The sequence below is a fragment of the Mucilaginibacter agri genome, from assembly GCF_009928685.1.
In the GTDB taxonomy this organism is placed as follows: Bacteria; Bacteroidota; Bacteroidia; order Sphingobacteriales; family Sphingobacteriaceae; genus Mucilaginibacter; species Mucilaginibacter agri.
Map to the genome: position 1 here is coordinate 911,435 of NZ_WWEO01000045.1, position 13,267 is coordinate 924,701.

8 protein-coding genes are annotated in these 13,267 nt (G+C 41.5%); 6 read left to right on the plus strand and 2 right to left on the minus strand.

The genetic code is table 11. The features are described 5' to 3' along the window. Positions 1 to 24 precede the first annotated feature (24 nt). Positions 25 to 4,143, minus strand: a complete 4,119-nt coding sequence (locus GSY63_RS23885; protein ID WP_166588359.1) for an Ig-like domain-containing protein — start codon at positions 4,141 to 4,143, stop codon at positions 25 to 27. On the opposite strand from GSY63_RS23885, the gene GSY63_RS23890 reads away from it, so the two are divergent. Continuing rightward, positions 4,127 to 4,372, plus strand: coding sequence for a hypothetical protein (locus GSY63_RS23890; RefSeq protein WP_166588360.1), 246 nt, complete (start codon positions 4,127 to 4,129; stop codon positions 4,370 to 4,372). The two genes, GSY63_RS23885 and GSY63_RS23890, sit on opposite strands and share 17 nt — an antisense overlap. A 416-nt stretch (positions 4,373 to 4,788) precedes the next feature. Here the strand turns inward: GSY63_RS23890 and eboE are convergent, their stop codons facing one another. Continuing rightward, a complete protein-coding gene (gene eboE / locus GSY63_RS23895; RefSeq protein WP_166588361.1) occupies positions 4,789 to 6,030 on the minus strand; it encodes a metabolite traffic protein EboE in 1,242 nt (413 codons plus the stop codon). 293 nt (positions 6,031 to 6,323) lie between these two features. Between eboE and GSY63_RS23900 the strand changes: the two genes are divergently transcribed. From GSY63_RS23900 to GSY63_RS23920, 5 genes are all read left to right on the plus strand, one after another. After that, on the plus strand, positions 6,324 to 9,200 hold the full coding sequence (locus tag GSY63_RS23900) for a Kelch repeat-containing protein (RefSeq protein ID WP_166588362.1): 2,877 nt from the start codon (positions 6,324 to 6,326) through the stop codon (positions 9,198 to 9,200). A 63-nt stretch (positions 9,201 to 9,263) separates the two neighbouring features. Further along, complete coding sequence (locus GSY63_RS23905; protein WP_166588363.1) at positions 9,264 to 10,061, plus strand: class I SAM-dependent methyltransferase; 798 nt, start codon at positions 9,264 to 9,266, stop codon at positions 10,059 to 10,061. 160 nt (positions 10,062 to 10,221) lie between these two features. Beyond that, on the plus strand, positions 10,222 to 10,950 hold the full coding sequence (locus GSY63_RS23910; RefSeq protein ID WP_166588364.1) for a 3'-5' exonuclease: 729 nt from the start codon (positions 10,222 to 10,224) through the stop codon (positions 10,948 to 10,950). Beyond that, positions 10,947 to 12,857, plus strand: coding sequence for a DUF294 nucleotidyltransferase-like domain-containing protein (locus tag GSY63_RS23915; RefSeq protein WP_166588365.1), 1,911 nt, complete (start codon positions 10,947 to 10,949; stop codon positions 12,855 to 12,857). The genes GSY63_RS23910 and GSY63_RS23915 overlap by 4 nt, the downstream gene beginning before the upstream one ends. Positions 12,858 to 12,983: 126 nt before the next feature. Then, positions 12,984 to 13,262 carry a CHC2 zinc finger domain-containing protein gene (locus GSY63_RS23920; RefSeq protein WP_166588366.1) on the plus strand — a complete coding sequence of 93 codons (279 nt, stop codon included), beginning with the start codon at positions 12,984 to 12,986 and terminating at the stop codon, positions 13,260 to 13,262. Positions 13,263 to 13,267: the final 5 nt, after the last annotated feature.

A 13,267-nucleotide genomic window follows, 5' to 3' on the forward strand; every position in this document is an offset into this window, starting at 1 on the left:
AGTAGGGAAATACGTTGTAAAATATTATTGCATCAATAATTTAGCCTCTTTACTCTCCACCTGCGATACAGCACGCACAATGTAAACGCGCGAATTGTTATTGGCGGGCAGTTGCAGTGTAGTAGCATAGCTACCATTAAAATCTGTTCTGGCTTTAAATGAGCTTAGTTTTTTGCCATTTATATCAAATAAAGAGATCGTCAGATCTTCGTCTTTGGTAAAGTTTTTAAGTTGAACTTTAACCTGCGGAACCGTAGTTGGATTAGGATACAGCACCAGCGAAAGTTGATTTGAATCCGACTGCTTTGCTTTTAGACTATCTGTTGCTGAAGTTAGGGTGATAAAATTATTATCTGCCGCGAGGTGCAGTTCCACCTCTTTCACTGAATCCTCTACACTAGTCACCCGCAACTTCACAACCCGGTTTGTCAAACCAAATGACGGTGCATTAACTTTAAATGCCAGTGAACTATTAGGTTTCATGGTTAGCAAATTATTCTTGTCGGGCATCGGGATGCCATTTATCGAAAACTCATCGGCATTTGGGCCAATAATACTGATGTCTTTAACATTTAAAACACCATCTCCCTTATTCGCCAGGGTAACGTCATAGTTTTTATAAGAAATGAGCCCTTCAATATCAGCAGTTTTCGTCGCAGTAACATTCAACAGAGCAGCTGGAGGTGTAGCTGTGGTTTTAACCTGCAGCAAGGTGATCTGTGAAACCAAATTAGGATTTACGTTCCAGTTGTATTCTATCACATATAAATTGCCTGTTAGCGTATCTTCTTCAAGATTTATCGGATTAGCAAACCCAGACATGCCAATTAGCCCCATATTGCCCGAGCCTGTAGTAACTTTTACAATGTCATAAACTGAATCGTTACTGGTATCAGTCATTCCAGGAATTGCAACTTTAGAGCCTGGCTCCATTACAACGATATCGCCACCGCCGCTAAACCGGCAAACTAACAACTTGTTTTTTAGCGCGCCGTTAAACGTATTGCTTTTGTATTCAATTGCACCATCGGGCGAGTGATTTAATCCAAAATTGTAAGCATATCCTCTATATGCAGCATCGGGTACTGTTCCCGCCGGATATAGTGGATTATCTATAACACCTCTGTTTTCTACATACTCCCCGCGTAGTGGGTTTGGATGTCCGTAATATCCAACCCCTTTAAGTGGGTTTACCCGAAATAGCCAATCTGTTTGCACTTGCACACCGGTAGTGGCAGGTACAACTGGGCCACTATAGAAAGTGCCATCAGGCCTTCTTGTACCGGCAACAGAGGCTGGAGAATTACCTCCACCACCAGAACCGTTCGTAGGCAAATATAGTTGCCCGTTGCTATGCCATACCAGATCGTACGCGTTACGAACGCCGGATGCATAAATTGTTATGGGCGATTCTGTTGAATATGGATTGTAGGTACCATCGCTCATAAGCATGCTATTTGCTGGTGCCGCATTAATAACGCTCAATGATGATGAGGTTTGCACGTTTAACGGCAGTGTACCGGCATTGAGCTTATTCATGTCGATTCTCAAAATGGTACCTGAAAGCAAACTTTCCGAACGTTGCCAGTCATTATCATACGCCCCCGCAGAGCTGTTACTTCCCTGGCACATGTACAGCGCACCATCTGGCCCAAATGCAAGACTATTTGCCATATGATCGCGCGTCGAACGTGGAAGCTTGGTCACTATCTTTTGTTCGGTGCCCAAACTTGGCCCTGAGAGCCGCGAAATATTTCCGTCAAATGATGGAGAGTTAACCAACCCATCTGATGAATGGGTTACATAACAAATTAAATTATCTGCTGTTGACGCTGGATCAAACACCAGGCCTATTGCCGATCTTGTTCCATAGGTATCTATCAACGTGGTGATAATCTCCTGATTAGTTAAACTGCCATCGGTTGTATTTACTGTGTATCTCTCAATACCCCCATCAAGCCTTAGCGCATAAAGTTTATGATCAGGGCCGAATCTCAACGTTGTATAGCCTTTATTCTGTGTTCCGGCCATAGGAATTTTAGTAAACTGGGCATTTAATATGTTTGTTGAGTCAATAGCCCCCGAACCGGTAACAAACGTAGATGTAAATGGAGCAAAGGCGCTACCACTGTAGGACTGTACCCCGCTGCTTATAACAAATTTGTAGGTAGTGTTAGGTTCTAGTGATGCCAGCGGTGAAAAACTGATAGCATCGCCCCCGCCGGTTCCTTGCACCAAACCTGGAACCTCCGTAGATGTGGTATCTATAACTTTAAATAGTTTTACCGTAGTATTTGTAATTGTGCTGTTATCAACCCCTCCTTTGTAACCGGCCACTACCGGCACATGTAAGTTGTTTGCAGCAACGCTTACGGTACTCACGTCAACGTTAACAGCTCCATTTGCAGGTGAAGAGGAGATAACATACGGCCTTAAAGAGTCTACCACCCTTACCGTAACGTCCATAGTTGAACTAGTGTAACCTACTACTGAAGTTTTAACCGATGCTGTATATGTCCCAACAGGTAACGTGGCTGCCTTGCTGTAGTCATAGGTCATCAACGGAGTAACACCAGTCTGAACAGTTTTATAAGTTAGCCAACCAGTGGCGCCAGCGCCGTAAGTAGCAGCAAAATTATATTGAATTGAAGAATTGTTAGAATTGCTAACATTTAATGCAAATGTCTTTGTTGCTGTTGTTCCTTTTTGAATCAGAATATTTTGCGTGTTATTAGCCCAAGCCAAATACACCCCAAAACTTACTGGTACTACCTGAACATAGTTTATCCTGGTGTTAATACCGCCATCGGCATTTACTGTTAAATACTCGTCTTTAACGGGCACCCTTATGGTGGTTTGTTTAAACCTGCCTATGGTGCCGGCTTTACCATTGGGCACAAAGCCAGCAATTGCCTTAACGCCCTCAACATTGATATTATAGCTTTGGGTTACGTTTTCAACCTTTCCGTCGCCAACACTTACGGTAACATCATAAGTACCATTAGGCACGTTCATCTCCCAGTACGATTGCGTTTTTGTCCCGGAAAAGGTTCCGCTTACATTATTGGCCTGCATGTAAATTAGCGTCGCCAGCGTTACGTCCTCGGGGGTTTCACGGTTAAATCCGTTTTTGGTAAGGTCAATCGGAGTAGCATCAGAACGCTTTCGCCACCCATATTTTAATCCCGACGATTGGTATAATCCATTTCTGGATCCAATTGCCTGCCCGTAGTCCCTAACCCATCCTAACGGCGGTATTGTTAAAGTATCCTGGAAATTAACGTTAACCGTATTGGTAGATATACCTTTAACAACAGTAACTTTAACGGTCAGTGTATCTTTCTGATATCCGCTCGCATCGGCTACAATGAGCCCTTTATAAGTCCCAGGCTCTAAGTTTGTTTTAATATTTGTGCTGCCTATACTTATAGCTCCCAACTTTCCGGCGGGCGCGGTTAACCATGGTGCGTTTAACGCGGTAAATGTGATAGCCGGCGTACCCTTATTAGCTGTTAATGTTGCAGACTGTGATGTAACAGGGCCATTTTTATAAACAGTATATGCCAAACTATCGGTAGAAAATTTCAATAAATTCGGAATGTTTTGGACTACGTTTGTAATACTAAAATCATCAAAGGTATAGGTTGTTGAAGTTGTAGCGCTTCTGTGGGTAGCATATATACCTGCGTAAACTGTGGTGCCGGTTAAGCCCATACCGGCAATGCTTATAGAGGTTGTAGGAAAAGATGTACCGATGTTTACATAGGTTGAACCTCCATCCAAGGAGTAAAAGCCATTGGCTGTATTGGCAGCAGAATCAACAACCAGTCTTAAGCGTACAGTGCTTGTATTTAAATTGCTGATAGTTGCAGATATGCGCTGATCAGTGTTACTCGTACCGGCAACGGCGCTCGAAACATCATTTATTTCCCGATGCATTTCAATTTTATTTGCCCTCGCAACAAGTTTAATGGAGTATTTGTCATTTAGGCCATACCATAACCCGGCCTGTTGAGATGATGTACCGTTTAATGGGTTAACAAGCGACACTTCGATTGTTAGCTTACCTGCGTTTACCACCGGTACTCCCAAAATATTGATCTGATTATTATTGGTTAAATAATCAATGCCTTTATTGGTCACTAATTTTAAGCGCCCCCCGGTAACGGTAAGTTTCGAGGGCTCATATCCAGGCACTGTCGGAACTGAAGGAGTACCATCGTTAGACAAGCGTGTACCCGAATACGGCATCGCCACCGTGAATCCGGTTCCTATGCCAGCCTTATCTGGCAGGGTATTAGGTACAGTTGCTGTAAATGATAAAGAAAATGGAAGAGTTACTGGTAGTTGCGAACATGTTAGAGTACTGTAAGGCGTGCATGGACCAGCAACGGAAGAATCGTGACTCGCTAGTACAGGACTGAACAAATTAAAAACCAAAAGTAACCGGGGAAGTAAACTTGTAAACATTCTGGTGCGATTTAGAAAAAGATAGTAGTTATAATCGTTAAGATGCCCAAAAGACAATTCCTAAAAATGAAGGGCAACTATTTTATTAATGATATAGGCAGGTATAATTGTTATATCCGATGAAAAACTCCATAATAATCTCTAAATAACATTTAAGACTATTGTAATAGCTTCGCCTTCCCACTTACACATTCATGTAATTGTAAGCAGGTTGAATTACTAACAATAATAAATTAAATATTATTAAGATATTTTACTGCGAATTTTATGTATAGCTATTTGAGTAATTGTGTTATCTGCACACAATAATCGCTTACATTACACCGAGAGGTGTTTAAAATGATCGGCCACCCAGTTAAGTTCGCGAATTATAGATTGTTTAAGCGGCACTTTTAAATTGGTTGGCAATACGTCCCATGTATAGGTCTCTACTTCCAGATGATTAGTAAACGAATTACTTTTAAATAAGTTTAAAACGTCGGTGACATCAGATTGCGTTGAGCCAAGTTTGCCTAAACTGTCTGTAAAAAGTGGGATATGAAAATGTATCCGCCATTCTAATACATCGGTATTAAAAATATCGGCTAGCGCCTGCGGTAAATCGCGGTAGCGTATTAGCTCATTTTCTTTTGTTAATGCTACAACCTGGTGAAGATAGGTTGGCTCGTTATACTTGTTTATCAATACGGCAATCTCTTTTCTGGCAGATAGGTCTTCGGGTAAAATAACCTTTAAAGCAGCACTGATCTGTACCTTCCCCACCTTAATACCAATTTGATTGAACTGCAAAAGCATGGCTGAATGATCCTCATATCCAATAGCGAAATGACAAATATCGTAACACAAGCGAATGTGTTCTTTTATTAAAGACTCACCATCAAAATGTTGTGTATCAGATAATTCAGACAAAAACTTCACCCCTTTTACAAGCAACACATTCTTAAACCAATCGATAAACTCAGGCCCATTTTCAATAAGACCATCAGGTTCCGGTTCTATATCCAAATGTATAAGTTTACCCTGCGTTTGATGCGTTTCTATGAGCACTTTGGCAACCTTTAAAATATTTTGTGTTGCGACACTGGTCACTTCATCCAATTGCTTCTCATTGTGATGCCAGTATTTATAGCTTAATGGAGAGGTTGAAATGCCACCATCCATGCCTTCTGGAAGCAGTTCCGCCAGAATTTTTATCAGTCTAATGGTATAATCAACTCTTTCGGTGGTTGTCCAGTCGGGCGAATGAACATCTGATTTTACCACAGTGGAGTGAAATTGTCCGTAAGGAAAACCATTCATTGTAAAAACACAGGCGTTGTTTAGTAATAACCAATCTTTAAACTCCTGTAAATTATTACCCTCTAATAATTCAATTGATGCTGTATTAGATAATCTGAGGCCAATACCCATCACCTCATCGGGATTGAGAGCCAATTTAATGTCGGGGAAATTCTCTTTTATCTGTTCGAAATGCTCTGCCCAGCTTTCGCCGCCATGAATATTGGTACAATAAGTTAAATGAGTAACTGATGGCAAAATATCCTGAACTGCTTTTGACATGAGGCTGGGATTAAAACTTCGACATTAAAGTACCGGTCTACAGAACCAGATACTGGTTTAAATATGGCAGTAACTAACCACCCGTTATAAAGGTAAAAGAAAAACACATAACACTACCAGCAAAAAAATCCAATATTTGATAGCTAAAATCATATCAAATATTAGCAGATAAAAAAGTGTGTAATTTTGTTCCGTTGCGAACAACTTTGTCCCTTCACTCCCTCTTTTCGTTTTTTTCGATTAGTTTCATTTACCTGTAGGCGACTTTCAACACCTTAGTAACAATTTATCTTATGATACCCCGTTATCGCGACTTCAAAAGGGCATATCCCATATTAGCCCTTGCCTTTAGAATAACTGTCATCCTGCTCATAGTTTCAGCAAGTGTTGCGCGCGCGCAATGGACCAGAAAAGCCGATGAAATAAGGAAACGGGCGGAATGTAACAACGTGTTATATAATAACAAACTGTATGTATTTAGTGGTTTTGGTGACAATCCGATTATCGAAAAAACCAACGAGGTTTATGATATCGCCGCCAATAAATGGAGCCAGATAGCCACTTTTCCCGCAGGACGCGAGGTTACCCACCAGGGAATAATTCTTGTTGACGACAACGTTTGGATAATAGGCGGCCGTGCCGTTGATGCGCATGGACCTGCAAGCAGTAAGGTAAGCATCTATAATATTACTACCAACAAATGGTCCATTGGCCCCGAACTAACCGATCCGTCTACAGGGCAACCATTTCCGTTAGGTGCAGGGGGATATGCTTTACTGGGGCGAACCATTCACGTTTTTGGGGGCTTTGGACCAACCATGTGTGAAGACCAGGCCAAGCTACATTTAACCATCAATGTGGACGATTATATGGCTAACCCGAGTAGTACCAAGTGGGAGAATAAACTGGCGCCGATGCCCATCCCAAGAAACCATATTAGTTATGTGGTACTGGGCGGAAAAATCTATGCGTTTGGAGGACAATTTCAGCACGATTGCGGAGCTGTTGATCAAATGTATTGCCACGTATACGACCCGCAAACCGATAAATGGACCCGATTAACCGACCTTCCAAAACCACGCTCACATGCAGAAGCAGCTACATTTGCTGTGGACGGTAAAATATTTTTGGTTGGTGGACAAGGATATAACAATCTTACCCAAAACACGACGTACCAATTCACCCCACAATCAAATAACGGGTTAGGTGCCTGGACAAACTTAACATCATACACATTGCCAGGCAGTTTTTTAGGCCTCTCATCCAAAATATCAGGCTCTTCGTTCATCATCACAAATGGCGCTTTAAACAGTTACAGCAATGAGCGTAAAGAAACATATGTAGCTAATGTAACACGTAGTACCGCCCGAACACTTGGATTCTCTGCAGCGTGCATTTCCCCGGCTTTGGATAGTAACAAACGCGCAACCGTCCATAATTTACTTTACGTAATTGAAAATACTACAACCTATAGCCTAAAGTCCGACGCATCCTGGCTTACTATTAAAAAAAATGGTATTGGTACTGTTAACCTCAATGGTACCGATATAGATGTGGCGATTGATGCCAACGGATTAGCAAACGGAAATTATACTGGCAATATTACGGCAACAGGTGCTACGGCAGCATCTAAAGCAACATTTTGCATCAACATAACTGTCACCTCATCAAAATATACTTTAAATGTTAGCACAAATGGATCAGGAACCGTAAGTAAAACACCCGACCAATTAGACTACACTCCCAATAGCATTGTATCGTTACTGGCGACACCGGCAACGGGTTGGCATTTTACCGGTTGGAGCGGTGATAAGGTATCTGGAAGTAATCCCCTTGTTGTAACATTAAATAATAACACAGCGATAACTGCAAATTTTAAAAATGACAGCACAACAGAATTGATCTCGAACATAAAAGCAAGTACACAACACAGCTATCAACTTGCGGAACTAAACCCAGGGGCAAAGTATTACACCGATAGGGACTACATCATTAAGACAGTGCCTTCAGCATTATCCGGAGCTGATTTTATAGAAACTGCCTGCGATGATAAAGCCATCTCAACATCTAATTTACTCACATTTAATATATCGGCTGCCGCAACTATTTACGTTGCTTATGATCCTCGGGCCACTAAATTACCGGCCTGGTTGTCCAGCTGGAAGAAGCTAACAGATCAAATTGTAACCGATGACCCTAAACAACCAACATTAACACTTTTCAGTAAAAATTTTGCAGCTGGAACGATCACGCTCGGAGGCAATATGCAGAGCCCCGAAACAGGAGCTTTAACGCAGTATTTTGTAATGGGGATAAGCGCTAACACTGCGTCAACTACAACTACTGTTACAGACAGCACTACGCAATTAATTTCAAACATAAAACAAACTACTGCAAGCAGTTATCAGCTTGCAAAGCTAAGCCCTGGTATAAATTATTATACAGATAGAGATTACACTATTAAAACTGCACCTGCTACATTAACTGGGGCTGCCTTTATTCAAACAGCGGCAGACGATAAGTCGGCCACAACATCCACCCTGCTTACGTTTAATATATCGGAGGATGCAACCATTTATGTTGCCTATGATCCCCGTGCTACCACCTTACCGGGATGGCTTTCGGGTTGGAAAAAACTGACCGATAAAATTGGGACGGATGACCCTAAACAATCCAGTTTAACGCTTTTCAGCAAAGATTTTCCAGCCGGAACGGTTAGCCTAGGAGGGAATATGCAAAGCCCGGCGGTTGGAGCCTTAGCAGAGTATTTTATAATTGGACTAGCCAAAATAACAACAGATGCTACTGTTGAAACCTTGGCGGCTACAGATAATAGAGTTGCTGTTGATGGCGATATAGGAGGCTCTTTATCCTTAAATCAAAATAGCGATAATAACAATGAGATAAGCAAACCCGTTCTATATCCTAACCCGGTACACAACACCTTACAGGTGGCTTTCCCCGATAGTTATAAATATAAAGGAGCTTCGGCTTTGCAGATCATTAACTTTAACGGAGGTACTTATAACGTATCTAATAAATTCTTTACATCGTCGGGCAACACGGTTGACGCAAATATCTCGTCTCTTTCATTAAAACGTGGTTTTTACATGCTACGGATCACCTCGGTAGAGGGAAAAGTAGATGTCATAAAGTTTATAGTGCAATAAATGATTCGCCCCAATTAGTTCCATTATAGGTAATTACTTACCTTGATTATCAAACAAAGCATCATGGGATCGCAGGCAATACAAGGCAAACTTTGGGGACAACGCGTTAAACATTGGGCCGATATACAGGAACCCACGGGTAAAACCGGGTACAATTTTGTTTTAGAGGATATATCCATAAATGCTTCAACTGCTTTGTTGGATATAGGCTGTGGATCAGGCTACTTTTGTAAAATGGCCAGCAAACTCACCCAGCAAATTACAGGACTCGATGCCACTCCAGAATTAATAGCCGAGGCCCAAAATCGTGTGCCACAGGCTAACTTTTTAGTAGGCGAAATGGAAGAACTCCCGTTCAACGATAACAGTTTCGACCTTGTTTGCGGATTCAATTCTTTTCAATACGCTGCTCACGCCAAAAATGCCCTTACGGAAGCACTGCGTGTATTAAATCCAGGTGGCAAACTTGTGGCAATGATTTGGGGCAATAAAGAAGATTGCGAGGCCGCCTCCTACTTAAAAGCCGTCGGCGGTTTACTGCCGGCTCCCCCACCTGGAGCAGCCGGGCCATTTGCGCTATCAGAAAATCAATTGTTAGAAAATTTATTAGAAGAAACGGGATTTAAAATCATCAACAACCAAGATATACCTGCTATTTGGGATTATCCAGATACCCCTACTGCGCTTAATGGATTGATGTCTGCCGGTCCCGTTGCCCGTGCCATTGAAAATGTTGGCTTTGAAAAAGTTTACAGCACACTAACCGAAGCCATCAAGCCATATGAACAAGCCAATGGACGTGTAGTTTATCACAACAAATTCAGGATAATAATTGCCAGTAAATCGACGGAGACAAAATAATCTGGTAAACTTTAAAGGCGCGACTATGGCTTCATCAGGCACACAATAATTTTATTTTATAATTGTAAATAAAACACTTATAATTATAAAATTAATTCCCCAGGGAGCAAACCGCGGGAATGGCCTGCTTTTTTACTGAATTACCATATCGTAAACCAACATGTCGTCAATCGCCCAGTTAGCGAATAAATATATCCTGTTTATTGATACAGAGGCCACTGGCCTACCTGCTAATTGGTCTGCACCCGTTTCAAATGGAACTAACTGGCCGTCGCCTGTACAGGTATCCTGGGTTGTTTACGACCGATATGGAAACGAAATAAAAAAACGTAATTATTACCTCAACTTACAGCAGGTTAAAATCGAGGAATCTGCCAGAGCCATACACGGAATCACCGATGATTTTCTGAGTAACCATGGCGTCCCTCCTGCCGGCGTTTTACATGAACTTTCTAACGACCTGAAAGAATTCGAGCCATTGATGGTGGGGCACTTTATTAGGTTTGATTATTATGTATTAGGCGCGGCTTTTCATCGCGCCGGCTTACCCGATCCCTTAGGCCAAATTCCTGTATTTTGTACTATGCAGGCGACCGGCCAAGCTTCTATGAACCGGATTGGCAGGCAATTACATCTGAGCGAATTGTATACTTTCCTTTTTCAAAACGATCTGAAAGACCAACACAATGCACTTACCGATGCAGAAGCTACTGCCGCGTGCTTTTTTGAGCTTGTTAACCGTGGGGAAATCGGATCCATCGAGATTGAGCGGCAGAATGAAGAAGCTGCTAATTGGCGCGATCCTACAAGTACCCGAAAAGGATGTTTACTTCCAGTAGTTCTATTTATGCTATTATTTATTTTAGTTGCTTACATCGCTTACCTATGAACGAGCATTCTCAATATTTAAAAAGCATTTCTCCGTTTAATCTCCTCTCGGACGAATTATTAATGGAAGTATCTACACATTTACAGGAGCTCAACTACCCAAAAGACAAGGTTATTTATCACCAGGAAATATCAAAGTTGAAAGGTGTGGACATTATTGTTAAAGGTAATTACGAATCTTTCTTTTACGATAGCGGAAAAAACAAGCGGCTTCCGGAAATTCATCAACCTGGGTTTTGCTATGGCGGAGTATCGTTACTTTTAAACCAGCGCCAATCTTTAAGAACTGTTATTGCTAAAAAAGGAACTTTAGTCTATTTCCTTCACCGCAAATATTTCAGGGAGCTTTGTAAAACGTCCGAACCATTCTTCCAATATTTTGCATCTGAATTTGGCAAGCGGATGCAGAACGAAGAATTTGTACATTTCTTTAAACGCCCGGTATCTGCCGAGGAGAACTTCGTAGCTGCAGAAGATCTTTTTACACGTCGCCTGGAAACGATGGAATTAAGAGCTATAGTACAGTGCAACAAAAACACACCCATTTTTGAGGCGGCACGTTTGATGGCCGCAAATAAAGTAAGTTGTCTTTTTATTACAAACCATACAGGTGAGATCTTTGGCTACGTCACAGACATTACATTACGCGACCGTGTGATAGCCTTGCAAAAGGCTGCAAGTTCGCCTGTGGGTGATGTAACAGAATCACCGGTTATTAGCCTAAATGCTGATGCCTTTGCTTACGAAGCTGCCTTAATGATGTTTCGCACAAAAACGCGGTATCTGCTCGTTAATAAATCAGGGCAGCATGCCGGGTTCATAAGCCGTAACAAACTATTAAGCGACCAGGCTCAATCTCCGCTGGCTTTTATTCAATCGGTAAAGTCGGCCATATCCGACGATGAATTAAAACGCAAATGGCATTCGGTACCACAATTTGTTAGTCAGTTGCTCAATCGCGGTGTAAACGCCCAGATCGCTAACCAGGTTATCACCACCATTGCCGATACAATTGCACAGAAAGTTATCGAAAATGTAATTGAAGAATTGGGCGCGCCGCCGGCTAAATTTGTTTTTATGGTGCTTGGCAGTGAAGGGCGTAAAGAGCAGACCTTTAAAACAGACCAGGACAATGCTATCATTTATGAAGACAAAGCAAATGAACATAGGGAGATGGTTCGCGATTATTTCCTCGATTTTGCCGACCGCGTGTCGGGTAAATTAGATCATATCGGGTTCAGTTTCTGCACCGGTGGCTTTATGGCAAAAAACCCAAAATGGACGCATTCTTTATCTCACTGGAAAAAAAATTACCAACATTGGATGGATGAATCTATCCCGGAAACTGTTATAAATTTTTCAACCTTTTTCGATTGTAGAACCATTTATGGGGAGACTGCGATAATGGATGAACTTCATGAATTTTTGGACAATGAGTTGAAGGAGCATCCTTCGGAGAAATTGTTTTTCAACATGGCGAAGAACGCGTTGCAATATGAGCCTCCATTAACTTTCTTTAAGAGTATACGCACGTTTACCAAAGGATCACGAGAAGTTTTTGATATTAAAAAAGTGATGTCGCCTATTGTAGACCTGGTTAGGGTTTATGCGTTAAAGCACAGAATATTCGCAGTGAATACAGGAGAAAGGCTTTGGGCCTTAAAACAGCAAAATATTTTTACCGATGCTGAATACAATGAATTAAGCCAGTCTTATTATTTGTTAATGAATATGCGCTTAAAAAACCAATCAAGCCAAATTATTGCAGATCATGTTGAAGCCGATAATTATATAGAGATTTCGAGGCTGACAACCATTGAAAGAGTAACCTTAAAAGAAATTTTCAACGTGATTAAAAACTTCCAGGTGAAGATAAAATTGCAATTTACCGGTGGTTTGCTCAACTAGTTTATCGCAAACTTCTTAGTTTTCGAATAGGCTAATTTTTTTTCAACAATTTGACAAATGCGGGCCATTTAGAAAAAATGCCATGTATTTTTACGGCAAGGTTTACATCAGCCGATTATTTATACAATGGCATCCGAAAATATTATCGCGCATATTCAGGCGCACGCCGACCTTGTTGGCATTTCTTCAAAAGTTATCAATTTAACAGCTGGCAGACGAACACTAAGAGGTGACTGTCCTTTCCACAAAGACCAGGCTAATTCCTTTATGGTTTCACCCGAAAAAAACATTTTCAAATGTTTTGGTTGTGGTAAAGAAGGTGGCCCGATAGAATTTGTAATGGATATCGAACAAATAACGCATGCGCAAGCGGTAGAGAAGCTGGCTTCGGTAGTATTTAAATAGAAAGT